This is a genomic window from Aureimonas ureilytica DSM 18598 = NBRC 106430 (assembly GCF_000382705.1).
Taxonomy (GTDB): Bacteria; Pseudomonadota; Alphaproteobacteria; order Rhizobiales; family Rhizobiaceae; genus Aureimonas; species Aureimonas ureilytica.
The window spans coordinates 190,733-216,830 of sequence record NZ_ARQE01000006.1 but is presented as its reverse complement, the minus strand read 5'-3'; the positions used below and the strand labels follow the sequence as shown (position 1 = coordinate 216,830).

General features: G+C 67.1%; 23 protein-coding genes. 10 read left to right on the top strand and 13 right to left on the bottom strand.

Translation table 11 applies throughout. The features are described from left to right. Positions 1-4: 4 nt before the first annotated feature. Positions 5-1,036 (top strand): 3-carboxy-cis,cis-muconate cycloisomerase, encoded by a 1,032-nt coding sequence (locus B146_RS0114640; RefSeq protein WP_019997202.1) that lies wholly within the window; start codon positions 5-7, stop codon positions 1,034-1,036. Positions 1,037-1,063: 27 nt separating this feature from the next. Here B146_RS0114640 and B146_RS27845 read toward each other — a convergent pair whose 3' ends face one another. Continuing rightward, positions 1,064-2,074: a LysR family transcriptional regulator gene (locus B146_RS27845; RefSeq protein WP_155897510.1), complete on the bottom strand. Its 1,011-nt coding sequence runs from the start codon at positions 2,072-2,074 to the stop codon at positions 1,064-1,066. Between the two features lie 124 nt (positions 2,075-2,198). Here B146_RS27845 and B146_RS0114625 point away from each other — a divergent pair, with 124 nt between their 5' ends. Further along, the gene (locus B146_RS0114625) at positions 2,199-2,531 is read left to right on the top strand and encodes a hypothetical protein (protein WP_019997199.1); all 333 of its coding nucleotides are present in this window, start codon (positions 2,199-2,201) and stop codon (positions 2,529-2,531) included. A 133-nt stretch (positions 2,532-2,664) separates the two neighbouring features. Here the strand turns inward: B146_RS0114625 and B146_RS0114620 are convergent, their stop codons facing one another. The 6 genes from B146_RS0114620 to B146_RS0114595 are packed head-to-tail and all read right to left on the bottom strand — an operon-like array spanning position 2,665 to position 9,309. After that, positions 2,665-3,708: an enoyl-CoA hydratase/isomerase family protein gene (locus B146_RS0114620; protein ID WP_019997198.1), complete on the bottom strand. Its 1,044-nt coding sequence runs from the start codon at positions 3,706-3,708 to the stop codon at positions 2,665-2,667. After that, positions 3,705-4,499, bottom strand: coding sequence for an enoyl-CoA hydratase-related protein (locus B146_RS0114615; RefSeq protein WP_019997197.1), 795 nt, complete (start codon positions 4,497-4,499; stop codon positions 3,705-3,707). The genes B146_RS0114620 and B146_RS0114615 overlap by 4 nt, the downstream gene beginning before the upstream one ends. Before the next feature lie 10 nt (positions 4,500-4,509). Further along, on the bottom strand, positions 4,510-5,637 hold the full coding sequence (locus B146_RS0114610) for an acyl-CoA dehydrogenase family protein (protein WP_019997196.1): 1,128 nt from the start codon (positions 5,635-5,637) through the stop codon (positions 4,510-4,512). Further along, on the bottom strand, positions 5,637-6,827 hold the full coding sequence (locus B146_RS0114605) for an acetyl-CoA C-acyltransferase (protein ID WP_019997195.1): 1,191 nt from the start codon (positions 6,825-6,827) through the stop codon (positions 5,637-5,639). The genes B146_RS0114610 and B146_RS0114605 overlap by 1 nt, the downstream gene beginning before the upstream one ends. Before the next feature lie 39 nt (positions 6,828-6,866). Continuing rightward, positions 6,867-7,634 carry a 3-hydroxyacyl-CoA dehydrogenase gene (locus B146_RS0114600; protein ID WP_019997194.1) on the bottom strand — a complete coding sequence of 256 codons (768 nt, stop codon included), beginning with the start codon at positions 7,632-7,634 and terminating at the stop codon, positions 6,867-6,869. Positions 7,635-7,644: 10 nt separating this feature from the next. Then, positions 7,645-9,309: an acyl-CoA synthetase gene (locus B146_RS0114595; protein ID WP_026358622.1), complete on the bottom strand. Its 1,665-nt coding sequence runs from the start codon at positions 9,307-9,309 to the stop codon at positions 7,645-7,647. Between the two features lie 128 nt (positions 9,310-9,437). On the opposite strand from B146_RS0114595, the gene B146_RS0114590 reads away from it, so the two are divergent. Further along, complete coding sequence (locus B146_RS0114590) at positions 9,438-10,451, top strand: AraC family transcriptional regulator (protein WP_051091578.1); 1,014 nt, start codon at positions 9,438-9,440, stop codon at positions 10,449-10,451. Here B146_RS0114590 and B146_RS0114585 read toward each other — a convergent pair. From B146_RS0114585 to B146_RS0114575, 3 genes are all read right to left on the bottom strand, one after another. After that, positions 10,448-11,332 (bottom strand): GNAT family N-acetyltransferase, encoded by an 885-nt coding sequence (locus B146_RS0114585; protein WP_019997191.1) that lies wholly within the window; start codon positions 11,330-11,332, stop codon positions 10,448-10,450. The genes B146_RS0114590 and B146_RS0114585 overlap by 4 nt on opposite strands. A 254-nt stretch (positions 11,333-11,586) precedes the next feature. After that, positions 11,587-12,864 carry an NAD(P)/FAD-dependent oxidoreductase gene (locus B146_RS0114580; RefSeq protein ID WP_019997190.1) on the bottom strand — a complete coding sequence of 426 codons (1,278 nt, stop codon included), beginning with the start codon at positions 12,862-12,864 and terminating at the stop codon, positions 11,587-11,589. Positions 12,865-12,940: 76 nt separating this feature from the next. Further along, positions 12,941-13,609, bottom strand: a complete 669-nt coding sequence (locus tag B146_RS0114575; protein WP_026358621.1) for a haloacid dehalogenase type II — start codon at positions 13,607-13,609, stop codon at positions 12,941-12,943. A gap of 355 nt (positions 13,610-13,964) precedes the next feature. On the opposite strand from B146_RS0114575, the gene B146_RS0114570 reads away from it, so the two are divergent. The 6 genes from B146_RS0114570 (at position 13,965) to B146_RS0114545 (ending at position 21,481) form a co-directional block, all read left to right on the top strand. Beyond that, a complete protein-coding gene (locus tag B146_RS0114570) occupies positions 13,965-15,341 on the top strand; it encodes an aspartate aminotransferase family protein (RefSeq protein WP_019997188.1) in 1,377 nt (458 codons plus the stop codon). Between the two features lie 212 nt (positions 15,342-15,553). After that, positions 15,554-16,258: an HAD-IA family hydrolase gene (locus B146_RS0114565; RefSeq protein WP_019997187.1), complete on the top strand. Its 705-nt coding sequence runs from the start codon at positions 15,554-15,556 to the stop codon at positions 16,256-16,258. 52 nt (positions 16,259-16,310) lie between these two features. After that, positions 16,311-17,921, top strand: coding sequence for an ABC transporter substrate-binding protein (locus B146_RS0114560; RefSeq protein ID WP_019997186.1), 1,611 nt, complete (start codon positions 16,311-16,313; stop codon positions 17,919-17,921). Positions 17,922-18,006: 85 nt separating this feature from the next. Then, a complete protein-coding gene (locus B146_RS0114555) occupies positions 18,007-18,963 on the top strand; it encodes an ABC transporter permease (RefSeq protein WP_019997185.1) in 957 nt (318 codons plus the stop codon). Further along, the gene (locus B146_RS0114550) at positions 18,960-19,823 is read left to right on the top strand and encodes an ABC transporter permease (RefSeq protein ID WP_019997184.1); all 864 of its coding nucleotides are present in this window, start codon (positions 18,960-18,962) and stop codon (positions 19,821-19,823) included. Before B146_RS0114555 ends, B146_RS0114550 begins: the two co-directional genes overlap by 4 nt. Continuing rightward, complete coding sequence (locus B146_RS0114545; protein WP_019997183.1) at positions 19,820-21,481, top strand: ABC transporter ATP-binding protein; 1,662 nt, start codon at positions 19,820-19,822, stop codon at positions 21,479-21,481. The genes B146_RS0114550 and B146_RS0114545 overlap by 4 nt, the downstream gene beginning before the upstream one ends. A 4-nt stretch (positions 21,482-21,485) precedes the next feature. Here B146_RS0114545 and B146_RS0114540 read toward each other — a convergent pair whose 3' ends face one another. Then, entirely contained in the window at positions 21,486-21,962 is a 477-nt protein-coding gene (locus tag B146_RS0114540; RefSeq protein ID WP_019997182.1) for an Lrp/AsnC family transcriptional regulator, read from the bottom strand. A 200-nt stretch (positions 21,963-22,162) separates the two neighbouring features. On the opposite strand from B146_RS0114540, the gene B146_RS0114535 reads away from it, so the two are divergent. Then, complete coding sequence (locus B146_RS0114535; RefSeq protein ID WP_026358620.1) at positions 22,163-23,488, top strand: NAD(P)/FAD-dependent oxidoreductase; 1,326 nt, start codon at positions 22,163-22,165, stop codon at positions 23,486-23,488. 115 nt (positions 23,489-23,603) lie between these two features. Here B146_RS0114535 and eutC read toward each other — a convergent pair whose 3' ends face one another. Together eutC and B146_RS0114525 are read right to left on the bottom strand one after the other, a co-directional pair. Further along, positions 23,604-24,413, bottom strand: a complete 810-nt coding sequence (eutC, locus tag B146_RS0114530) for an ethanolamine ammonia-lyase subunit EutC (RefSeq protein WP_019997180.1) — start codon at positions 24,411-24,413, stop codon at positions 23,604-23,606. Next, positions 24,410-25,801, bottom strand: coding sequence for an ethanolamine ammonia-lyase subunit EutB (locus B146_RS0114525; protein WP_019997179.1), 1,392 nt, complete (start codon positions 25,799-25,801; stop codon positions 24,410-24,412). The genes eutC and B146_RS0114525 overlap by 4 nt, the downstream gene beginning before the upstream one ends. Positions 25,802-26,098 lie beyond the last annotated feature (297 nt).

Here is a 26,098-nt window from a genome sequence, read left to right as displayed (position 1 = left end):
CCGCATGGCGCCGCTTCTCGACGCCCTGACCGGCGATCCCGAAATCGCGGACCTCTTCGCGCCGGAGGCCGAGATCGCCGCGCTCCTGCGCGTCGAGGCGGCGCTGGCCGAGGCGCAAGGCGCGCTCGGCACGATCGATCCCGCTGCGGCCGCGCGCATCGGCGCGGCGGTGCGGGCCTTCACGCCCGACGAAGCGGCCCTCCGCCGTGGCCTTTCGCGCGATGGCGTCGTCATCCCCGAACTCGTGCGCCAGCTTCGCGGCGCTGCGGGTGAGGCGGGCCCGAGCGTTCATCAGGGCGCCACCAGCCAGGACGTGATCGACACCGGCCTCATGCTGCGGCTGCAAGGTCTCCTCGGCCTCCTCGGTGCCCGTACCGACGCGGTGCTGACCGAGATCGCGCGGCTGTGCGCGGAGGAGGGCGACAGGCCGCTGATGGCGCAGACGCGGATGCAGGCGGCGCTTCCCTTCACCGTCGCCGACAAGCTGGCGACCTGGGCACGGCCCCTCCGGAGCCATCGCGAGCGCCTTGGCGAACTCGCCCGCTCGCTTCCGATCCAGCTCGGCGGTCCGATCGGGAATGGCGGCAGCTTCGGCCCGTCCTACGAGGCCCTGCGGGCCGACATGGCGACGCGCCTCGGATTGCGCGACGCCGCGCCCTGGCATTCCGACCGCACGCCGATCCTCGACATCGCCCAGGGCCTCGCGCTCCTGTCCGGCACGCTCGGCAAGATCGGGCAGGACCTCGCATTGATGGCGCAGAGCGAGGTCGGCGCGGTGAAACTGTCCGGCGGCGGGGGATCGTCGGCCATGGCGCACAAGCAGAATCCTGTCGGCGCGGAGGTTCTCGTGACGCTCGCGCGGCTGAACGCCGGCCTGCTCGGCACGCTTTCCCAATCCATGGTCCACGAGAACGAGCGCTCCGGCGCCGCCTGGACGCTCGAATGGATGGTGCTGCCTGCTATGGCGGAGGCAACGGGAGCCGCGACGCGGCACGCGCATGCGCTTCTCTTGGGCCTGCATTTCCGGGAGAGTTGAGCGCGCTTGCGAGCGGGCTTTGAAGGTTCAGCCCACGCTGACGATCTCGTCGGAAGAACCCGCCGCGCCTCCCGTCTCGCAAAAACCCCCGCTCGGCACCGATCCGTCCGTCGCCTCGCGCAGACATGCGAGAAGCCATTCGACGCCGGGATCGTGCTTCGAGCGCGCGGCGACATGGGCGCCGATCTGGGCGGGCGGATTGAGCGTCGAGATCGGGATGGACCGCAACTGGTGGCCGAGATGCGAGCGGGTCGCGATGCGGCTCGGCACGAGCGCCGCGAAGCCGTTTTCCAGAACCAGAACGAGGGCGCTCAGACTGTCGGGAACGATCACGGCCGGCTCGCAGGCCGGCTCGTTCGCGCAGCCCTGCCGCTCGCGATCGATCAGGTCGGCATAGGCCGTGCGGTTTCGCTCCCCGACCTGCTGGGACCAGAGATCGGGCGTGAGAATCCGCGCGAAGGGAATGGTTCTCAGCCGCTCATGGGTCATGCCCTCGCGGATCGCCGGATGATCGGCGCGGACCACCCAGACCAGCGATTCCTCGAAAAGGACATGGCATTCCATGCCGTCGTGCTCGCCGCGCACGCGGGTCACGATCACGTCGATCTCGCCGTTCTGCAGATCGCGCATCGAATGATCCGTCAAGCGCACGGTGCGCAGCCGGACATGCGGCGCCTCTCGATGAAGAACGCGCAGAAGCGGGGGAATCACGACGAGCGAGACGTAAGGAACCGTCGCGATCACGAATTCCCGCGTGCTCTCGGCGGGAACGAAACTCTTGCTTTCCAGAACGTCCTGAAGCTGGCGCAGGATTTCGAGGATCGAGGGCGCAATCTCCAGAGCGCGCTGCGTCGGCACCATCTTGCCGGGAACGCGGATGAAGAGCGGGTCGCCCAGTGCCTCGCGCAGGCGCGCCGTCGCATGGCTGACGGCCGATGGGCTGAGCCCCAGCCGACGACCCGCGAGAGTGGCGTTGCGATCCTCGTAAAGGGCTTCGAAGACCCGCAGGAGATTCAGATCGAACAGCCGGAAGTGCATGAAATTCACACCGACCCTGACAACACTTCAGTTCCATTCATAACGCAGCTGCGTCATCTTGTTGTCAAGGATCGCGGCGCTGTCGAGTTCGAAGCGGCGATCTTTCTGGCAAGGACGAAATATCATGAAGATCGTTACCCTCATCGCGCTCGCCTCGATGGCCGCGACTGCCGCTCCCGCTTTTGCCGATTCCATCGTGCCGGGCTCCGACGCCTCCTTCTATTCGCAGGCGACGCCCGCTCCGATCCACAGCTCGACCAGCCGCTACGGCATGCCCCGCACGGCCGCGACGGGCGGCGCACTCGCGACCGTGTTCGACGGTACGCTGGTTCCCGGTTCCGACGCGGCCTTCGAAGGCCCCGCGCCGAAGGCTCCCGTGATGCACAAGGTCGTTCAGCCGGCCGTCGGCATCGATCAGGACATGGTGCCCGGTTCGGACGCCGCGTTTCTGAACTGATCGCTGGCTGAACCGACCCTTGGACGATCGGATCGCCATCCGGTCGCCTCCTGCCTCAACGCCTGCCATCCCGTTTCGCGTCGCTTCTCCCAGGCGCGAAACGGGAGGCAGGCGTTTTTCGCTTTTCGGGGGATCAGCCTTTCGCTGCGGGAGCGAAGAGTGAGGGCTGGGGACGGAGCGATGCCAAAAGCGCGTGCCGATCGACGGCCGACAACGACGCGGGACGCCAGACCGGATTGCGATCCTTCTCGATCACGGCGGCGCGGACGCCCTCGTAGAAGTCGTGCCCTTCGAGAATAGCGACATCCGCCGCATATTCGCGATCGAGACAGGTTTCGAGATCGGGCGCGCCGATCGCCTCCTGCAGGAGATGCAGCGTCAGGACGAGGCTCGTCGGCGATTTCGCGTCGAGAAGCGCCAGCGTTTCCATCGCGAAGTCCGACGCATCCGCTCGAAGCGAATCGAGGATCGCCGCCATCTCGGCGCCCGCGAAGGCCGACTGGATAAGCGCTGCGTTCTCGCGCAGGCGCGAGGGGCCGGGATCGACGGCACGGGCGGCGATCGCCTCCTCGACCGGACGGCCGGCGGCAAGATCGGCGAGGAGCGTGGGCAAATCGTCCGAGCGCAGCATCGCATCCGCGAGACCCGCCGCGATCGTGTCCGCCGCGCCGACCGCCGCGCCCGTCAGCCCCAACCAGAAGCCCAGCCGATTGGGCGCGCGCGAGAGGGCATAGGTGCCGCCGACATCGGGGAAATAGCCGATCCCGGTCTCGGGCATGGCGAAGCGCGTGCGCTCCGTGACGACGCGATGGCTGCCATGAACGGACAGCCCGACGCCCCCGCCCATGCAGATGCCGTCCATGATCGCGACCCAGGGCTTGGGCGCTCGCGCGATCCGCGCGTTCAGCCGATATTCCTCGGCCCAGAAGGCGAGCGCCGCGTCCGGTTCGCTGCGGCCGGTGCGCCAGATCATCTTGATGTCGCCGCCCGCGCACAGGGCGCGGCCTTCGCCCGTCAGCGCCACGGCGCGCACGCGATCGTCGGCCTCGAACCCGTCCAGCGCTTGCGCGATGGTTCTGACCATGTCGAGGTCGAGACTGTTCAGCGCCTCGGGCCGGTCGAGATGCACGCGCCCGAGGGCGCCGTCGATCGTGGCGCGAACGAAGGGCGTCGTCATGCCCCGCGCTCCGCCGCCTCGTCCGGCTCGTGGAACCGGGCAGGGCGCTTTTCCAGGAAGGCCGCCATGCCCTCGCGCTGGTCCTTCGTGCCGAAGAGGCGGTGGAACAGGGCGCGCTCGTAGCGCACGCCCTCGCCGAGCGGCAGTTCCTCGGCCTTCGCCACGGCCTCTCGCGCAAGGCGCACCGCCGCGCGGGAATGGGCGGCGATCTCGGCCGCCGCCGCCATGGCGGTGGACACGACCTCGGCGTCCGGCACGACGCGGGCCACGAGCCCTGCGCGCAGCGCTTCGTCCGCCCGCATGGTGCGCCCGGTCAGATGCAGATCCATGGCGAGCGAGCGGCCGATCAGCCGGGTCATGCGCTGCGTTCCGCCCATGCCGGCGATGACGCCGAGCCGCACCTCGGGCTGGCCGAAGCGCGCGCCTTCGCCGGCAATGGCGAAATCGCACATCATCACGACCTCGCAGCCGCCGCCGAGCGCATAGCCGTTCACCGCCGCGATCTTCGGGATGCGGGCGGCGGCGAAGCGGTCCCAGATCGCGAAGAAGTCGCGCTCCACCATGTCCTCGGCGCTCTTGTCGGCCATCTCCGCGATGTCGGCTCCGGCGGCGAAGGCCTTGTCCGAGCCGGTCAGAACCATGGCGCCGACGCTCCGGTCGGCGGCGAGCGCTTCGGTGGCCGCGACGAGTTCTTCCGCGAGGGCGAGGTTCAGCGCATTGAGTTGCGCGGGGCGGTTCAGCCGGACGAGGGCGACCCGGCCCTCGCGCGTGATCTCGATCAGATTCGGCATGGAACTCTCCTCAAAGCGCGCGGGCGATCACGAGGCGCTGCACCTCGCTCGTGCCCTCGTAGATCTGACAGATGCGAACGTCGCGATAGATGCGCTCCACCGGATAGTCGGCTAGATAGCCATAGCCGCCATGGACCTGGATCGCCGCCGAGCAGACCTTCTCCGCCATTTCGGAGGCGAAGAGCTTGGCCATGGAGGCCTCCTGCAAACAGGGCTGGCCGGCTTCCTTGAGCGCGGCGGCATGGAGAACGAGCTGGCGCGCGGCCGCGATCTGCGTCGCCATGTCGGCCAGCGAGAAGCCGACCGCCTGATGCTCGATGATCGTCTTACCGAAGCTCTGCCGCTCCTTGGCATAGCGCGTCGCGGCCTCGAAGGCGGCGCGCGCCATGCCGACGGCCTGCGCGGCGATGCCGATGCGCCCGCCCTCCAGATTGGCGAGCGCGATCCGGTAGCCTTCGCCTTCCGCGCCGAGCCGGTTCTCGGCGGGAATGCGCATCCCGTCGAAGGCGAGGGCGCAGGTGTCCGAACTGTGCAGCCCGAGCTTGTGCTCGACGGTGACGACCTCGTAGCCCGGCGTGTCGGTCGGTACGATGAAGGCGGAAATGCCCTTCTTGCCCGCATCGGGATCGGTCACGGCGAAGACGATCACCATCTGGCCGTTGCGGCCGGAAGTGATGAACTGCTTGGAGCCGTCGATCACGTAATGATCGCCCTCGCGCCGGGCGCGGGTGCGCAGCGCCGAGGCGTCCGAGCCGGCCTGCGCCTCGGTCAGCGCGAAACCGCCGATCCATTCGCCGGACGCGAGTTTGGGCAGAAAGCGCGCCTTCTGCTCGTCCGTGCCAAAGCGCAGGATCGGAACGCAGCCGACCGAGGAATGAACCGAGACGATGGTGGAACAGGCACCGTCCGCCGCCGCGATCTCTTCCAGCGCCAGCGCATAGGCGACGGTTCCGGCGTCCGAGCCGCCATAGTCCTCTGACACCAGCATTCCGAGAAAGCCGAGTTCGCCCATCTCGCGAAGCTCGTCGCGCGGGAAGCGGCTTTCCCGGTCGCGCAGGGCTGCACCGGGCGCTAGCCGCTCCTGCGCAAAATCCCGGGCGGCGTCGCGGATCTGCGTCTGAAGATCGGTCAAAAGCATCAGTGCATCCTCTCGATCGCGACGGCCGTCGCCTCGCCGCCGCCGATGCATACGGAGGCCATGCCGCGTTCCAGCCCGCGATCCCGCAGGGCGGCGAGGAGCGTCACGAGAATGCGCGCGCCCGATGCGCCGATCGGATGGCCGAGCGCGCAGGCGCCGCCGTTCACGTTCACCTTATCGTGCGGAAGCGAGAGGTCGCGCATCGCCGCCAGCGCCACCACGGCGAAAGCCTCGTTGACCTCGAAGAGATCGACATCGCCGAGCGCCCAGCCCGTGCGCTCGCTCAAGCGGCGCAGCGCGCCGACGGGAGCCGTCGGAAACAGCGCGGGCTTGTCGGCGAATGTCGCATGGCCGACGAGCCGTGCCTGAGGCGTCAGTCCCCGCCGCTCGGCCTGCGAGGCGCGCATCAGGAGAAGCGCCGCCGCGCCGTCCGAAATGGAGGAGGCGTTGGCCGCCGTCACCGTGCCGCCGTCGCGAAAGGCGGGGCGCAGCGTCGGGATCTTGTCGGGCCGCGCCTTGCCGGGCTGCTCGTCTTCCTCGACACGGAGCGTCGCGCGGCCGGATGGGGCATCGACCGGCACGATCTCGCTCGCGAACCGACCTTCCGCGATCGCGGCCTGCGCGCGGGCGAGGGAGGCGAGGGCATAGGCGTCCTGCGCCTCGCGGGTGAACTGATAGCTCTCGGCGCAATCCTCGGCGAACGTGCCCATGAGCCGGCCGCGATCATAGGCGTCCTCCAGCCCGTCGCAGAACATGTGGTCGATCACTTCGGAATGGCCCATGCGCTGGCCGACGCGCATCCGGGGCAGGAGATGCGGGGCGTTCGACATGCTCTCCATGCCGCCGGCCACCACGATGTCGGCCGAGCCGGCGAGGAGCAGGTCATGCGCGAGCATCGCCGCCTTCATGCCCGAGCCGCACATCTTGTTGACCGTGGTCGCGCCCGTGCCGAGCGGCAGGCCGGCGCCGAGCGCGGCCTGGCGCGCGGGCGCCTGGCCCTGGCCGGCCGTGAGGACGCAGCCCATCACGACCTCCGACACGGCATCCGGCGCGAGCCCTGCGCGCTGGAGCGTGCCGGCGATGGCCGCCGCGCCGAGATCGGCGCTCGGCAGGCCCGACAGGGCGCCCATGAAGCCGCCCATGGCGGTTCGCGCGGCCGACACGATGACCACCGGATCGCGTTCGCTCATCCTCGGTTTCCTTCCTGTCTCGATACTGCGGGCGGGCTCTCAGCGCGGCGGCATGCGCAGCGCGCCGTCGAGGCGGATGACCTCGCCGTTCAACATCGGATTTTCCACGATATGGCGCACCAGCGCGGCGTATTCCGATGGCTGGCCGAAGCGGGCCGGGAAGGGGACGGAGGCGCCGAGCGTGTCCTGCACCTCCTGCGGCATGCCGGCCACCATCGGCGTTTCGAACATGCCGGGCGCGATCGACACGACGCGGATGCCGTGTCGCGCCAGATCGCGCGCGGCCGGCAGCGTCATCGCCGCGACGCCGCCCTTGGACGCGGCATAGGCGGCCTGCCCGATCTGCCCTTCGAAGGCGGCGACCGAGGCGGTGTTGACGATCACGCCTCGCTCGCCCGCCTCATTGGGGTCCTGCTTCGCCATCGCGTCGGCGCAGAGGCGGAGCATGTTGAACGTGCCGATCAGATTGACGGCGACGACCCGCGTGAAGAGATCGAGATCGTGGGGCCCCTCGCGCCCGACGATCCGCTGGCCGGGCACGATGCCGGCGCAGTTCACGAGCACGTCGATCCGCCCGAAGGCGTCGAGCGCCGACTTCACGGCGGCCATGCCCTCGTCTTCGCGCGTCACGTCCACCCGGCAGGCCCGCGCGTTCGGCCCGAGGCCCGCCGCGACGGCCTCGACCGCTGACTGATTGATATCGGCGAGAAGAACCCGCGCGCCGGCGGCGATCGCCATGGCGGCGACGCCCGCGCCGAGGCCGGAACCGGCGCCGGTGACGAGGAAGACGCTGTCGGTGATGATCATCCGTGCCTCCTCATGCGCGGCCGAGCCGTTCGATCTCGGCCTTGCGCAGAACGAAGCGCTGGATCTTGCCGCTCGGCGTCTTTGGCAATTCGTCCAGAAACTCGACGGCGCGCGGATAGGCGTGCGCCGAGAGGCGCGTCTTGACATGCTGCGCCAGTTCCTCGGCGAGCGCCGGGGAACCGTCGAACCCGTCGGCGAGAACCACGAAGGCTTTGACGATCTCCGTGCGGTCGGGATCGGGAACGCCGATCACCGCGGTTTCCACCACGGCCGGATGCTCGATCAGCGCGCTTTCCACGTCGAACGGGCCGATGCGGTAGCCGGACGAGGTGATGAGGTCGTCGGAGCGGCCGATGAAGCTGACCGAGCCATCGGGCTCGAGTTCCACCGTGTCGCCGGTGCGATAATAGCCTCCGCCGATGGCCGGCGTGTCCTGGTTCAGATAGCCCCGGAACCAGAGAAGCGGCGAATGCGCGATATCGACCGCCAGAACGCCGGGCTGGTTCGGCCCGAGTTCGCGGCCCGCCTCGTCCAGAACCGCCATGCGATAGCCCGGCATCGGGAAGCCCGCCGAGCCCGGCCGCACGGGATGGGTCAGGCCATGGTGGTTGTTCACCATCATGCCGTTCTCGGTCTGCCCGTAATGGTCGTGGATCGGCACCGCCAAATGTTCGGCGAACCAGCGGAAGACTTCCGGGTTCAGCGGCTCGCCGGCGCTGCTGCACACGCGCAGGCGCCCCTTCACAGGCTCCGCCGCCCTCGGCCCGGCTGCCACGAGAAGGCGATAGGCCGTGGGCGAGCCGGCGAGATTGGTGACGCCCATGCGCCGGACGATGCGATAGGTGCTCTCCGCCGTGAACCCGCCCTCGTAGAGGATCGTCACTCGCCCGAGCATCAGCGGTCCGGTGATTGCGTAATAGAGCCCGTAGGCCCAGCCCGGATCGGCGATGTTCCAGAAAGTGTCGTCTTCGCGCAGGTCGATCGCGTAGCGCATATAGGCGGAAAAGGCGTTCAGCGCCTTCAGCGGCACGGGCACGCCCTTGGCATGGCCCGTCGTGCCGGAGGTCGACATGAGCATGAAGAGATCGTCGCCCCGGCGCATCACCGGCGCCGTCGTGGGCTCGGCGGCGGCGAGCTCATTGCGGAAATCGAGATCGCCGGGCGGGACCGCACCGGGCTCCGCCACGGTCGCGACGCGAAACGCGCCCGCGATCCCCTTGAGCTTGGAGCGGTTGGCCGGATTGGTGACGACGAGTTTTGCCCCGCTCAAGCCCAGTCGGTGCTCGATCGCCTTCGGCCCGAAGGCCGTGAACAGCGGCTGGTAGACCGCGCCAAGCCGCCATGCGCCGAGGATCGCGACCACGAGTTCGGGCGTCCTCGGCAGAAGGCCGGAGACGACGTCGCCGGGGCCGATGCCGGCGGCCCGGAACACGGTCGCGGCCCGCGCCGACAGGTCCCGCAGTTCCTCGAACGTGACTTCGCGCAGGGTCTCGTCGGACGACAGGCAGCGCAGCGCGACCCGCTCGCCGCCGACATGTCGGTCGCAGCATTCCACACAGGCATTGATGGCCTCGTCGAGATCGCCCGCGAGCCGGGCGCTCGCGTCTTCCAGCCGGAAGTTTTCGTATTCGTGGGCGTAGTCCGGCACCGCAGCGGTCGCAGATGGGATTGGCATCCGTTCCTCCCTGATCCCCGTCCGTTGGACGCCTCCATGGGATCGCCCCGACGCTATCCGTTTTGGACTGGCGTACAATGGCCCATACGGTCACGATGCCTGATCGGATTTGCCAGAGGGACGGGCGGATCATGCGACGGATGATTTCGCCCGGCTTCGTGGAGGACGCGCTCGACAGCTTGCGTCGCGCCGGGATCGATCCGGCGCCGGTGCTGGCCGAACTAGGGCTTGCCTTTCCCGTGACGGCTCCGGTCTCCAACCTTCAATATGGCACGCTCTGGCTGCGGATCGCGGACGTCCTCCAGGACGAATTCTTCGGCAATGGCGCGCGCCCGATGCGGCCCGGCAGCTTCAAGCTCCTGTGTCACAGCGTGCTGAGCGCGCGGAGCCTGGAACAGGCGCTGCGGCGTGCGCTGCGCTTCTTGGAGATCGTGCTGGACGACCCGACCGGCGAGCTTCACCATCGCGGCGGACAGGCCGAGATCCTCTTGCGGACCCGAGGCGCGCCCTGCTCGGCCTTCGCCTATCGAACTTATTGGCTCATTCTTTTGGGCGTTCTGTGCTGGCTGATCGGTCGGCGCGTTCCGCTTCTGCAGGTGGATTTCGCCTGTTCCGCGCCGGAAAACCGAGCGGATTACCACCAGTTCTTCGGCGCGCCGGTGCGCTTCGACCAGCCTTCCTGCCGGCTCGCCTTCAACGCCTCCTATCTGGCGCTGCCGATCATCCGGGACGATAAGGCGCTCGGCCCTTTCCTGCGGGCCGCGCCCGCGAACATCCTGCTCGGCTATCGCCACGACCAGAGCGTTTCGGCGCGGGTGCGCAGCCGTCTCCAGGCGACGCCTCTCGCCGAGTGGCCGGACTTCGATCGCGTGGCGGCCGATATGCGCCTGTCGCCGGCGACCTTGCGCCGCCGCTTGCGGGACGAGGGGCAGAGCTTCACGCTGATCCGCGACGAACTGCGCTTCGTGCTGGCGCGGGACCTCCTGTCCCGGCCCGGCCGGACGATCGCCGACATCGCCGCGCTGCTCGGCTATGCCGAGCCGACCGCCTTCTACCGCGCCTTCCAGAAATGGTCCGGCCTGACGCCGGCCGTCTTTCGCGCCGCGCAAAGCGGTGCGGCCGGCGCCGAGCCGAGAGCCTAGCTCAGCGGTTGAGCGGCAAGGCCGTAGATGCCGGGCCGGCCGGGCTCGACCTTGGGAAGCGGCGCGCCGCGCGTGAGGGTCCTCACCGTGTCGAACACCGCAAGACCGGACGCCAGGAGGAACGACCGGAGGCGCCCTTCGGGCTGGCGCGTGTCGACGCGCGCGAAGCGTCCTTCGAGATCGGCAAGGAGCGGTGCGGCGAGGGCGATCGCGTCCTCTTCGCTCTGTGCGACGATCGGCCCGATAACCTGACCGCGACCAAAGGCCCGTCGCATCGCGTAGCCTTGCAACACGCCGTCGCGGCGCAGGCCGACAATGCGCGACAAGGGCGCGAGACGCGACACGAGATTGGTGCGATCCGAGCCGAAGGCCGCCCGGTCGAGGGCGAGGAGGGCGGGGAGTTCGGCGGGGGTGATCTCCTCGACACCCTCCGTGCCGAGCGCCGCGAGGGCCGCGGCGGCGCGCACCGTCCCCTGCATCTGCTGCACCACGGCCTGGAACTCGAAGCCAAGCGAGATGTAGAGCGCATAGCCCGCGCGGGTGGAATTGACGATCACCCGGCGATCCCCGCATTCGTCCAGCATGCGTTCCATCATCCAGCGGCCGCCGCCATGGGTCTGGACGCGGGGCGAGGTGATGACCATGCCGATCGTCGCGCAATCCTCGCCATGGCTGAACCACATGCTGGAGCTGAAGACGCGCCCGATCTCGTCCAGCGCCACGAGGCCTTGACCCACGGATCGCAGGAATTGCCAGTCTACCTGCCGATGCGGCCAGCCGACGCTGATGGACAGCGCGTGGAGCGCGTTGAGATCCACCGTCGAGATGTCCTGCGTCGCGAGATCGTAGGACTGCAAGTGCAGCGTGTCCGACTTTGCCACTACCGTTTTCCCGTCCGCAGCCGGTCGGTCGATTCGGGCGGGCCGCTGCTGGAGCCCGGCGCGATGGCATGAGCCGCCATGATGTCTCGTCGAGATGGAGAATGTCCGAACGCGCGCGGAACTTCACGCTGGAATTGAAGGGCGATTCGACATGTTCGGCCAAAGCGCCTGGCCGAGCGGCACGAAAATCTCTCGTGCCGCTCTGAACGCCGCCGGGTTCGAGCGTGGCTTCCTCGCAGCGCTACCGATGACCCTCAGCGGATCTTGTCGAGCATCTTGTAGTAGAGGCCGACCATGGGCAGGAACCAGGGCTTGCCGGAATAGCCGGCGATGGTCGGCCAATCGAGACCGTCCACCGGATTGCGGTTCTCACGGCCGAGGATCGCGTCGGCCAGGATGAGGCCCATCTCCACCGACATCTGCGCGCCGTGGCCCGAATAGCCCATGGCGAACCACATGCCGTCTGCGAAACCCGCGCGCGGAAAGCGATCCTGCGTCATGTCCACGAGCCCACCCCAGCAATAGTCGATCTCGATATCGGCGAGATGGGGGAAGAACTGTTTGAGGCTCGCCCGTAGGATGTCGCCGCTGCGCGCGTCCGAGGTCTGGTCGGACGTGGTCGAGAATCGGGCGCGTCCGCCGAAGATCAGGCGCCCGTCCGGCGCGAGGCGGAAATAATTCCCGATGTTCATGGACGTCACGTAGGTCCGGTTGCCGGGCAGCGTGCGCGCGATCTCGTCCGGCGTCAGCGGGCGCGTCGCCAGCAGGAAGCTGCCGACCGGAATGATGCGGCGGCGGAAATGCGAGAAGCCTTCGGTCGTATAGGCGCCCGTCGCCAGGAGCACGGTTTGGGCCGTGACCGTCCCGCGCGATGTGACGATCCGGCTGCGGCCGTCCTCCACCCTGCGTTCGGAAACGACCGCGTTCTCGTAGATCGCGGCGCCATGGCGCACGGCGGCCTCGGCGAGGCCCACGACGAAGCGGCCCATATGCATCATGCCGCTCTTCTTGGAGAGCATGGCGCCGTGGAACGCGTCGGAGCCGATTTCGGCGCGAAGGTCCTCCCGGCTCAGAAAGGCCGTGTCGGGATCGACTTCGGCATGAACAAGCTCGAAATTGCTGCGGATGGCGGCGACATGGCCCGGCTTGGACGCGAGCTTCAGCTTCCCGGCGCGGCGGAAATTGCAGTCGATGCCTTCCTCGCGCACGATCCGTTCGATCGAATCCACCGCGTCGTCATAGGTCTTGTAGAGCTGTTTGGCGCGCTCGGCGCCCAGATGGGCCTTGGCGCTCGCATAGCCGTGGGCGATGCCATTGTTGAGATGGCCGCCATTGCGCCCGGACGCGCCCGCGCCGACCGTTCCGCCCTCGACCACGATGACGCGCACGCCGGACTTGGCGAGGTGCAGCGCTGCCGAAAGCCCGGTGAAGCCGGCGCCGATCACGGCGACGTCGTAATGCCCCTCCACGGGACCCGCAGACCCGCCTGCGAAACGAGGGGCCGTGTCGTGCCAGTAGGACTTGAACTGCATGGGTGCGTTTCCCGGCTGAGAGCCATGAGGAGCCCGGCGGCCGCGTGGCCGCCGGGCCGGCGCTTCGGTGGATGGCTCAGAGGCCGACGACGCCCGGCAGTCCGCCGATGTCCTTGATCTCGGTGTAGCCGTAATAGGGGTTGGCCGGCTCGTGGCCGCGATTGACCCAGACCTTGTTCTTGATGCCGAGGTCGTGCGCCGTCATCAGATCGTAGCGGAACGACGAGGAGACGTGGAGGATGTCCTCCGGGCGCGCGTTGAGCTGATCGAGCATGTACTCGAAGCCCCGCATGCGCGGCTTGTAGGATTGGGCCTGCTGCGCGGTGAACACGGCGTGGAACGGAGCGCCGAGCTTCTCGACATTGTGCGGAATCTGCTCGTCCATGGCGTTGGACAGGATCACGAGCGGGATTTCCTTGGCGACCTTCGCCAGGCCCGCCGGCACGTCCGCATGCGGGCCCCAGCTCGGGACCTTCTCGTAGATCTTGCGCGCGTCGGCCGGGTCGAAGGCGACGCCATTGCGCTTGCAGGTGCGCTCGACGGCGTTGTGCACCACTTCGTTGTAGGGCTTCCAGTCGCCGAGAATCTCGTCGAGTCGGTAGGCCGAGAAGTTCTTGATGAACTCGCGCATCCGCTCTTCGCTCAGCTGCGCGCCGTAGATCTCCTGTGCGGCTTCCGCCATCTGGAAATTGGTCAGCGTGCCGTAGCAGTCGAAGGTGATGAATTTCGGCCGGAACTGGCTCATGAGGCGATCCTTGGGGAAATGGCGACGGCAGGCTTTGCCGAACGACCCGATCATAAGGACCTCGATTTCGGAGGTTCGACCGCTTTACCCGCGTCGCGAAGCAGAATGTTGCGTATCCTCTGATCGGGGCGGCAGAGAGTTTCTCGCTCGCTGCGTTCCGTCCCGGTCAAGACGCGGCGGAGAAGGCCGCGACCGGCCGTCTGCGGCATAAGATGCGGAAGGGAACGGCGCTTTAGGCGCGAAACGCTGGGGCCGCATAGGCAACTTGAAAGCCGCTGCCGGCTCGGCTGGTCTATTCCTTCTTCAGCAACTTCGCCCTGGTGTTTCGGGCGCTCGGCTGAACAGGAGCCTTCCCATGCTGATGAATTCGCTGGTCGAACTGGACCGGGCCCATCTGGTTCACCCCGTCGCCTCCTATCGCGGTCACGAGAAGGCGGGCGTGCGGGTTCTGGCTTCGGGCAAGGGCGCGCGCGTCAAGGACGCCTCCGGCCACGAGCTGATCGACGGCTTCGCCGGCCTGTGGTGCGTCAACGCCGGCTATGGGCAGGACAAGATCATCGAGGCGGCCACGCGCCAGCTGCGCGAGCTGCCCTATGCGACGGCCTATTTCGGCCTCGGCTCCGAGCCCGCCATCCGCCTCGCGTCCGAGCTCGCCGACCGCGCGCCGGGCGATCTCAACCATGTCTACTTCACGCTGGGCGGTTCGGACGCGGTGGATTCCACCGTGCGCTTCATCCGCTACTACTACCATTCGCTCGGCAAGCCGGAGAAAGACCAGTTCATTTCGGTCATGAACGGCTATCACGGCTCTTCCACGGTCGGCGCTGGCCTCACCGCGCTGCCGGCCTTCCACGCTGGTTTCGGTCTGCCCTACGATTGGCAGCACAAGATTCCGTCGCACTACAGCTACCGCAATCCGGTCGGCTCCGACCCGCAGGCGATCATCGACGCTTCGGTGGCTGCCCTGCGCGCCAAGGTCGAGGAACTCGGCGCCGAGCGCGTCGCGGCCTTCTATATCGAGCCGATCCAGGGATCGGGCGGCGTGCTCGTGCCGCCCGATGGCTGGCTGAAGGCCATGTGGGACACCTGCCGCGAACTGGACATCCTGTTCGTGGCCGATGAGGTCATCACCGGCTTCGGCCGCACCGGCCCGCTCTTCGCCTGTGCCGACGACGGCGTGGTGCCCGATCTCATGACCACGGCCAAGGGCCTCACCTCGGGCTATTGCCCGATGGGGGCGGTGTTCCTGTCGGACAAGGTCTACAACACCATTGCCGACGGCGCGGGCGCGGCGGCGGTGGGTCACGGCTACACCTATTCGGCGCATCCGGTCAGCGCCGCCATCGGCCTCGCCTGCCTCGATCTCTACGAGAACGGCCTTCTAGAAAACGGGCAGCGCGCGGGACAGCGTCTGATGGCGGGGCTCAACGCCTTGGCCGATCACCCGCTCGTCGGCGATGTTCGCGGTCGCGGGATGCTGGCGGCCATCGAACTCGTGACCGACAAGGCGAACAAGACGCCACTCCCCGCGAGCGCCGAGCCCGCCAAGCGCGTGTTCGATCGTGCCTGGGACAACGGCCTCGTCGTGCGGGCCTTCCCGACCGGCGTCATGGGCTACGCGCCGCCGCTCTGCTGCACGGACGGCGACATCGACCTGATCCTGGAGCGCACGCGACTGACGCTCGACCAGACGCTGGCCGACCCGGAGGTCCGCGCTGCTATGCGAGACTGATCGTTTTCTGCGCAGCTGCAGCATCTGCCTGGATTCTGCCTAGCTGTCATATTCGCAATATTGTGCCGTCGGCCGATCGCATTTCGGCGCAATTCGCGAAGGCCGAACGGCAAACTCGATCCTAACGGAATCTTCCGGACCCGATCGGATGTGAGGGTTCGGAAGACGACGCGAAAACCAAACGTCGCCAGAGCGGCAGGGAAGGGAAATTCATGGCAAAAGACCTCCAATCGTTCCGCTACATGACGTTCGATGTCGTCGGCACCCTCATCGATTTCGAAGGCGGGCTCGTGACCTCGCTGCAGAAGATTGGCGCGAAGGCTGGCGTCGAGGTCGATGGCGAGCAGGCGCTGGCCCTTTACCGCAAGGCTCGCACCGACAAGGATGCCGGACTGTTTCCCGACGATTTCCTGCGCGTGTATCAGATCATCGCGCCGACGCTCGGCCTGCCGACCGGGCGCGAGCACGGCCTTGCCATTCGCGAGGACGTGAAGACCTGGAGCGCTTTCCCGGATAGCGCCGAGGCGATGGCGCGCCTTGCCAAGCGCTACCGTCTGATCGCCATGACCAATGCGCAGCGCTGGGCCTTCGAGGGCTTTTCGCGGACGCTCGGCGAACCCTTCTACGCCAGCTTCACCACCGACGACACGGGCACCGAAAAGCCGGACCCGGTCTTTTTCCAGAAGGTCTTCGCCTTCGTGGAAAGCGAGGGCCATTCCAAGGACGACATCCTGCATGTCGCCCAGAGCCAGTACCATGACATCGGCGTCTCCCGCCAACTCGGGATGACCAACTGCTGGATCGAGCGCCGCCACGGGCGGGAAGGCTATGGCGGTTCGATCGAACCGAGCGCCTTCACCCAGCCGGACTACCATTTCACCACGTTGGCGGCTCTCGCCGACGCGGCGGAAGCCTGAAATCCCGCTTCACCCTCAACCGACCTTCTGTCGTCAACCCAGGGGAAATGCCATGTCCGATAAGATTGCCAACTGGTCGTCTCGCGACGATGCGATGGTCGAAAATGCGATTCGGCGGGGCGCCAATCGCCGTGAGCTTCTGCAGATGATGCTCATGGGCGGCGTCGCGCTCGCGGCCGGCACCACGATCCTCGGCCGCGCCACGGCGGCGCTCGCCGCCGAGCCGGTCAAGGGCGGGCATCTGCGTGCGGCCGGCTGGACCTCGTCCACGGCCGACACGCTGGACCCGGCGAAGGCGTCGAACTCCACCGACTATTCGCGCATCTGCTGCGTCTACAATCGCCTGACCTTCATCGACGGGTCCGGCAAGGCGACGATGGAACTGGCCGAAAGCATCGAAAGCCAGGACGCCAAGGTCTGGACGATCAAGCTGCGCAAGGGCGTGACCTTCCACGACGGCAAGAGCCTGACGGCCAAGGACGTCGTGTTCTCGCTCAAGCGCCATCTCGACCCGGCCGTCGGCTCCAAGGTCAATGCGATCGCCAAGCAGTTCGCCGACGTGAAGGCGGTCGACGACGCCACCGTCGAGATCACGCTCAACGCGCCGAACGCCGATCTGCCGACCATCCTCGGCTTGCATCACTTCATGATCGTGGCCGACGGCACGAGCGACTTCTCCAAGGGCAACGGCACCGGACCCTTCAAGCTCCGCGAGTTCCAGCCGGGCATGCGCGCGGTGGTGGAGCGCAACGAGAACTACTGGAAGGAAAACGGCCCCTATCTGGACTCCTTCGAGTCCTTCGCCATCGCGGACGAGACGGCGCGCCGCAATGCGCTCCTTTCCGGCGATATCGGCCTTGCCGCCAATCTCAACCCGCGCTCCGTGCGCGCGCTCGAGAACGACCCGGCCGCTCAGCTCTTCGTCTCGAAGCTCGGCACCTATACCAACCTGAACATCCGCCTGGATGCGGCACCGGGCGACAAGGCCGGCGTCATCGAAGGCTTCAAGTATCTCGTCAATCGCGAGACCATCCAGAAGTCGGTGATGCGCGGGCTGGCGGAACTGGCCAACGACCATCCGATTCCGTCCTGGAACCCCTATTTCAACGCCGAACTGAAACAGCGCGAGTTCGACCCCGAGCGCGCCAAGTCGCTGTTCCAGAAGGCGGGCGTGATGGGTCAGGAAATCCACGTCACCGCGTCGGAAGCGGCGACCGCATCGCTCGACTATGCGGCGGTGGTCCAGCAGGCGGCGGGCCAGATCGGCCTCAACATGGTGATCGATCGGGTTCCCTCCGACGGCTACTGGTCCAACCATTGGATCAAGGACGCGGCGCATTTCGGCAATATCAACGCCCGTCCGACGCCCGACATCCTCTTCTCGCTGCTCTACCAGTCCGAGGCGGCGTGGAACGAAAGCGGCTACAAGTCGCCGAAGTTCGACTCCATGCTTCTCGAAGCGCGCGGTCTTCTGGACGAGGCCAAGCGCAAGGAGATCTACGGCGAGATGCAGGCCATGATCCACAACGACGCCGGCACGATCATTCCGGTCTTCCAGTCCAATGTCGACGGCGTGGCGCCCAAGCTGAGGGGCCTCGTGTCCAACCCGCTGGGTGGCCAGATGGGCTTCAACGCCGCCGCCTACGTCTGGTTCGAAGCCTGATCCGATCCCTGTCCACCCGGGCGAGGGCGCATGTCGCGCCTTCGCCCGGTCATCCATTTCCCTCGTCGCAACGGATGGGCCGCTCATGAACTCTCTCATCCTGCGCTTGATCGCGGGCCGTATCCTCGTCGCACTCGTGACGTTGCTCATCGTTGCGGTCACGATCTTCTGCGCCACCGCCCTGCTGCCAGGTGACGTCGCCGAGATTCTGCTGGGTCAGGCAGCGACGCCCGAGGCGGTCGCCGGACTTCGGACCGCCATGAATCTCGACCAGCCCGCCTTCGTGCGGTTCTTCCTCTGGCTCGGAAACCTCGCCACCGGCGATCTCGGCGTTTCCTACGTCAACAACATGCCGATTGCCGATCTGATCGGCTCGCGTCTGGTCAACTCGTTGAAGCTCGCAGGCATCACCGCCGCGCTTTCGGTTCCCGTCGCACTCACGCTCGGCATCGCCGCCGCGATCCTGCGCGGCACGGTCTATGACCGGATCATCTCCTTTCTGACCATCGGCGTCATTTCGGTCCCCGAATTCATGGTGGCGACGCTCGCCGTGATCGTCTTCGCCGTCTATCTCGGCTGGCTGCCGGCCCTCTCGATGACGGGCGACGTCACGACCTTCGCGGGGCTTCTGAAGGCGTTCGCGATGCCGGTCATCACGCTGAGCTTCGTGATCTCGGCGCAGATGATCCGCATGACGCGCGCCGCCGTGATCGAGACGCTGAACGCGCCCTATGTCGAAATGGCGCTTCTGAAGGGCGCCTCGCGTCGGCGCATGGTTCTTCATCACGCCCTGCCCAACGCACTCGGCCCGATCGTCAACGCCGTCGCGCTGTCGCTGTCCTATCTCCTGGGCGGCGTCATCATCGTGGAGACGATCTTCAACTATCCCGGCATCGCCAAGCTGATGCTCGACGCCGTTTCGACGCGCGACCTGCCGCTGATCCAGAGCTGCGCGATGATCTTCTGCATCGCCTATCTCCTCCTCATCACGATCGCCGATCTCGTCGCCATCGTCTCCAACCCGAGGCTCCGCCGGTCATGACCCTTTCGATTCCGAGCGCGGGCAAGCCGCGCCGCAGCCGTTTCGGCTACCGCGTCAACGCCATCGGCGTCCTCGCCTTTCTCGTGATCCTCGGCTGGGCGGTCGTCGCGATCCTCGCGCCCTGGATCGCGCCCCATCCGGTCGGCGAGATCGTGGATTTCGACTTCTTCGGCCCGATCTCCGCGCAGTATCCGGCCGGAACCGACTATCTCGGCCGTGACGTCCTGTCCCGTATCATCCACGGCGCGCGCTACACGGTCGGCATCTCACTGGCGGCCGTCACCATCGCCTGCGTCTGCGGCGTGACGCTCGGCATGACGGCGGCGGTGATCGGCGGCTGGTTCGACAGCGCGCTCAGCCGCTTCCTCGACGCCCTGACCTCGATCCCCAACAAGATCCTGGCGCTGGTTCTGGTGGCGGCGGTCGGCTCCTCGATCCCGATCCTGATCGCGACGCTCGCCTTCATCTACATCCCCGGCTGCTACCGCTTCGCGCGCGCCCTTTCGGTCAACATCAACGCGATGGACTACGTGACCGTGGCGCGGGCGCGTGGCGAGCGGCTCGGCTATCTCATCCGCGCCGAGATCCTGCCGGGCATCATCGGTCCGGTGCTGGCCGATGTCGGCCTGCGTTTCGTGTTCATCGTGCTTCTCCTGTCGAGCCTGTCCTTCCTCGGCCTCGGCGTGCAGCCGCCCAATGCGGACTGGGGCGCGCTGGTGAAGGAGAATATCGGCGGTCTGTCCTTTGCCGCGCCAGCCGTGATCTTTCCCTCGATCGCCATCGCCAGCCTGACGATCAGCGTGAACCTCCTGATCGACAATCTGCCCCGCAAGATCCGCGACCGGAGCGAAGAAGCATGAGCCGTCTCGTCGAAGTTCGCGACCTCAAGATCGAAGCCCGCACCGATTCCGGCCGCAATGTCGAGATCATTCGCGGCGTGTCGTTCGACATCGCCGAGGGCGAGATCGTCGCCCTGATCGGCGAGAGCGGATCGGGCAAGACGACGATCGCGCTCAATCTCATGGGCTACACGCGGCCAGGGTGCCGCGTGACCGGAGGCTCCGTGCGCTTCGAGGGCGACGACATGGTGGCGCTCAGCGAGCGCCAGCGGGCCGAAAAGCGCGGCTCGGACGTGTCCTACGTGCCCCAAAGCGCGGCAGCGGCCTTCAACCCCGCCCATCGCATCATGGATCAGGTCGTGGAGGTCACGCGCATCCATGGCTCGATGCCCGTGGCCGAGGCGCGCCGCAAGGCGGTCGAACTCTTCCGCGCGCTGGCGCTTCCCAACCCCGAGACGATCGGCGACCGCTTTCCGCATCAGGTGTCGGGCGGCCAGCTGCAGCGCCTGTCGGCGGCCATGGCGCTGATCGGCGACCCGAAGCTCGTGATCTTCGACGAGCCGACCACGGCGCTCGACGTGACGACGCAGGTCGAGGTGCTGCACGCCTTCAAGTCGGTGATGAAGAAGGGCGGCGTCGCCGGCGTCTACGTCTCGCACGATCTCGCCGTCGTGGCGCAGATCGCCGACCGCATCATCGTCCTTCGCCATGGCGAGGTGCAGGAAGAGGGGACGACGCAGGACATTCTGGACCGTCCGCAGCATCCCTACACACGCGAGCTTCTGGCCGCCTTCCGCCCCAAGGCGACGGCGCGCGCGTCGGACGCCGGCATCGAGACGCCGGCCCCCTTGCTCGTCGTCAAGAACATCGTCGCGGGTTACGGCGATCTCCTGCCCGACGGCACGCCCAAGATCCGCGTTCTCGACGATGTCAGCCTGGAGCTGCATCGCGGTCGCAATCTCGGCATCATCGGCGAGTCCGGCTGCGGGAAATCGACGCTCGCCCGGGTCATCGCAGGCATTCTACCCGCCACGGCGGGCGAGGTCGTGTTCGACGGCAAACCGCTGGCGCGGGATTTGCGCCAGCGCAGCCGCGAGGAACTGCGCGATCTGCAGATCGTGTTCCAGTTCGCGGACACCTCGCTCAATCCGTCGAAATCGATCGACGAGATCCTGGCCCGGCCGTTGATCTTCTATCACGGCATGGGCGCGCGCGCGCGCGAGGCGCGGATCGGCGAGCTCTTGGACATGGTGCATCTGCCGCGCGCCCTGCGCCACCGCCGCCCCGGCGAGCTGTCGGGCGGCCAGAAGCAGCGCGTCAACTTCGCGCGGGCGCTCGCCGCCGATGCCAAGCTGATCCTGTGCGACGAGATCACCTCGGCGTTGGACACGGTGGTGGCCGCCGCGATCATCGACCTCCTGAAGGAGCTGCAGCGCGAGCTGTCGCTGTCCTACCTCTTCATCAGCCACGATCTCACGACGGTCCGCGCGATCTGCGATGAAGTGGTGGTCATGTACAAGGGCCAGAAGATCGAGCAGCTGACGCCCGAACTCGACGGCGGGCGCGCGAGCCACCCCTATTCGCGGCTTCTCTTCTCGTCCGTGCCGCAACTGCGCACCGGCTGGCTCGACAGTCTGGAGCAGGACCCGGAACTCCTGCGCGCCTTCGCGCAGCGCTGAAAGCTCAGGCGGGAAACATCGTGTCCAGCGACAGATGGGTGCGGATCAAGGGGGACTTCAGGACGATGAAGCTGAAATACTTCTCGATCCCGATATCCATTTCCAGAAGCCGCTCCATCGTCGTCTGGTACTCGACGATGCCGGGCATCATGAATTTCAGGAGATAGTCGTAGCCGCCCGAAATCAGGTGGCATTCCATCACGCCGTCCACCTTCTCGATCGCGGTCAGGAAGCGGGCGAAGTCGCTGCGGCGGTGGTTCTTGAGCGTGACCTCGGTGAAAACCGTGAGGGTCTGACCGAGTTTCGAGATATCGATCTGCGCCGAGTAGTTGAGGATATAGCCCTCGCTCTGGAGCTTCTTGACCCGCATGAGGCAGGGGCTCGGCGACAGGTGAACCAACTCGGCCAGCTCGACATTCGTGATGCGGCCGTTCTTCTGCAGCTCGGATAAAATTCTGAGATCGATCCGGTCGAGCTTCATGGTCCTCGGTCTGGCTCCCTTCCTGCCTGATCCTTAAAGCAGCTTCCGCGACGGCTCGCCATGGGATGGGTTCGGCCTGTGCGAAACAATCCCCCGTTCGGCGAGCGGCGAACGATAGGATATGCGGACGCGGACCTGTCCTGCGCAGTCCAATTTTCTCGCCGCGTCGCTATCGTGCCGGCCGACGGCAAGGAGACTTCATGCGCGCGCCATTGATGCAGATCGAGTCGAGCCCCAGGCTCCCGGAGGAAGCCGACGCGGTGGTGATCGGCGGCGGCGTCGCGGGCGTCTTTTCGGCCTATTATCTAGCCCGGCGGGGGCTGAAGGTCGCGCTGGTCGAGAAGGGGCGCGTCGGCGCCGAACAGTCCAGCCGCAATTGGGGCTGGTGCCGCCAGCAGAACCGCGACGCGCGCGAGCTTCCAATCTCGACCAAGAGCCTCGATCTCTGGGATCGTCTGGCCGAGGAGACCGGCGAGGATGTCGGCTTCCGCCGCTGCGGCCTGTTCTACCTGTCGCAGAACGAGGCCGAGCTGGAAGGCTGGGCGAAATGGCGCGACTTCGCCCGCACGGTCGGCGTCACCACGCATATGCTGTCACCCGCCGAGGCCACCGAGCGCGGCCATGCCACGGGCCGCGCCTGGAAGGGCGGCGTCTTTTCGCCGAGCGACGGCACGGCCGATCCCTCACGGGCCGTGCCGGTGGTCGCGCGCGCGATCATCGCGGCCGGCGGCTCGGTGCATCAGAACTGCGCGGCGCGCGGTCTCGAACTCAACGGCGGGCGCGTCAGCGCGGTCGTGACCGAAAAGCGCACGATCCGCACCAAGGTCGCGATCATGGCGGGCGGCGCCTGGGCCTCGTCCTTCTGCCGCCAGCTCGGCCTGCGCTTCCCGCAGGCGGCGGTGCGCTCCTCGATCCTCGCGGTGTCGCCCGGCGCCAACGATCTGCCGGACGCCCTGCACACGGCCGATGTCTCCGTCACGCGGCGCGGCAATGGCGGCTACACGCTTGCGATCAGCGGGCGCGCTCGCGTCGACCCGACGCCGCAGCAGTTGCGCTTCTCGCGCGAATTCGTGCCCATGTTCGCCCGCCGCTGGAAGAGCCTTGCGCCCGGCGGTCTGGAAGGCTGGACCTCCGGCCACGAGACCTTGCGCCGCTGGCGGCTGGACGAGGTGACGCCGATGGAGCGAAACCGCATTCTCGACCCCAAGCCCGACGCGAAGCAGATCCGGCTCACCCATGAGCGCGCGCTCGACCTTCTGCCGGGCCTGCGCCAGACGACGATCACCCATAGCTGGGCCGGCTATATCGATTCCACGCCCGATGGCGTGCCGGCGATCGGCGAGATCGCGGCGGTGCCGGGCTTCATCCTCGCGGCCGGCTTCAGCGGGCACGGCTTCGGCATCGGGCCGGGCGCGGGCCATCTCGTCGCCGATCTCGTGACCGGCGCCGAGCCCATCGTCGATCCGCGTCCCTACGATCCGGCGCGGCTCGACAAATCCGCCTGGGGCAAGGTCGCCGAGTTCTGAGGCGCCTCGCGCCGCGAGGCTGGCCTCCGGCTCGGCCGGTCGAGGGCCGCGAGCGGCGAGCTGACGCCTTCGCTCAACCGAAAAGCACACGGCGCTCGTAGGATCGAGCGCCGCGTTACGGCTTGGCTTCGGCGAGGCGTTCGATGGCGGCGACATCGCTGTCGTCCTTGAGGCGAACGCCGCTCGTACCCGACGCCGAGGCCTGACGAACGAGCCAGCTCAGCTTGAAGGCGGCCGCGTCCGGGCTCAGGCCGCCGCTTCGAATATTGGAAACGCAGTTTCGCTCCGCATCCGTTCGGCCCACGCGCGGCGCGAAGGTGAGATAGGCGCCGAGACTGTCGGCCGCCGAAAGGCCAGGCCGCTCCCCGATCAGAACGAGCGAGAGACGCGCGCCCATCGCCTCACCGATCTCGTCTGCCAGCGCGACGCGCGCCTGCGAGGCGAGAACGATCGGCGCGACGGTGAGCTTGTCCGCCTCGAATTGGCGCATCAGCCCGGCGATCAGCGGCGCGGCACCCTGTTGCACGGCGGTCGAGGACAGGCCGTCGCCGACCATGATGACGAGATCGGCCGTGTCCGGCTGGCGATCTTGGAGGAGGGCGCGCGAGGCGTCCGACAGTTTTCGTCCGAAATCGGGGCGTCGCAGATAGGTCTGCCGGTCGGGCGCGGCGCTTTCCACGCGGATCGTTTCCAGGCCGAGCGCGCGCAGATCGTCTGCCAGGGCTTCGAAGTCGAGCGCGGTGTGAACGGCGTCGCGGGCGCGGGCGTGATCCAGCGCGAAGGCCAGAACCGCCTTGGTCGGCTGGCTGGCGCCGACGCGGCCGAGCGCGAGGCGGGCGGCGGTCACACCCTCCGGCAAGCCGAGACGATCGGACACCGGCTCGGCCGACCAAGGCTGAAGCGTGGTTTCTGTCTCGTTCGTCATGCGGGCAACAGTCTCATGGCTTCGAACTGCAGCGGATGGTTCGTCTTCACCGGCTTCAGGCGGCCGCTTTCGTCGCAGAGATCCATCCGCTCCAGCCATTCGGCGAATTCCGGGGCGCGGCGAAGTTTCAGGACCTCACGGACATAGAGCTGATCGTGGAACGAGGTGGACTGGTAGTTCAGCATGATGTCGTCGGCGCCCGGCACCGCCATGACGAAACTGACCCCGGCCGTTCCCAGAAGCGTCAGGAGCGTGTCCATGTCGTCCTGATCGGCTTCCGCGTGATTGGTGTAGCAGATGTCGCATCCGAGCGGCACGCCGAGCAGCTTGCCGCAGAAATGGTCCTCCAGCCCGGCCCGGATGATCTGCTTGCCGTCATAGAGATATTCGGGCCCGATGAAGCCGACCACCGTGTTGACGAGAAGCGGCTTGAACGGGCGGCAGACGGCATAGGCGCGCGCCTCGCAGGTCTGCTGGTCGACGCCGTGATGGGCGTTGGCCGACAGGCAGGAGCCCTGGCCCGTCTCGAAATACATGACGTTCTCGCCGATCGTCCCGCGCTTCATCGACAGGCCGGCGTCATGGGCTTCCTTCAGGATGGCGAGGGAAACGCCGAAGGAGGCGTTCGCCGCCTGCGTGCCCGCGACGGACTGGAACACGAGATCCACCGGCACCTTGCGCTCGATCAGCTCGATCGAGGTCGTGGCATGGGTGAGGACGCAGGATTGCGTCGGAATGTCGAAGCGGGCGATCAGCTCGTCCAGAAGGCGGACGAGATCGGCGACGGCCTTGGGCGAGTCCGAGGCCGGATTGATGCCGATCACCGCATCGCCGCAGCCGTAGCTCAAACCCTCCAGGGTGGAGGCGAGGACGCCGCGCGGATCGTCGGTCGGGTGGTTGGGCTGCAGGCGCGTCGCCATCGTGCCGGAGAGGCCGATCGTGCTGCGGAAACGGGTCGTCACCCGCACCTTGCTTGCGGCCAGGATCAGGTCCTGATTGCGCATGAGCTTCGACACGGCCGCCGCCATTTCCGGCGTCAGACCGGGGGCGAGTGCGGCGAGACGCTCGGTCGTGGCCTGGTCCGACAGAAGCCAGTCGCGAAACTCGCCCACCGTGAAATGGGCGATCGGCCGGAAGGCGGCCTCGTCGTGACTGTCGACGATGAGCCGCGTCACCTCGTCGGTCTCGTAGGGGATCAGGAGTTCGGTCAGAAAGGTGCGCAGCGGCACGTCCGCCAGCACGATGCGGGCCGCCGCCGCTTCTTGCGCCGAACCCGCCGCGATGCCGGCTAGAAGATCGCCCGACCGCAGCGGCGTCGCCTTCGCCATCAGTTCCTTCAGGTCCGCAAAGACCCAGGTCTGGCCACCGAGCGAAACCTTGTATGCCATCCTTGCGGACCTCGAACATGGATCGGATCGCTGACCATCCGCGCCGTGAAAAGGGCCGATGTCAACCCGGCCGCTCTTGCACCGCAAAACGGCCCGCGCCGCTCGCCAGACTGCGCAGCGCAGTTGCGAAATGAATCGCCGTCCTGACCCCAAGGGAAGCTCAGTATTTCATCGTGCAGTGCATGAAAAAGAGGCGTTGCGAGTGAAGTTTGACCAAGAGATCAAAATATTTGACGGTCTCTAAAATTCGGATCATTCTAATCTGAACCGGTTCCAAAGAAGGGGCCGGACGGGTCG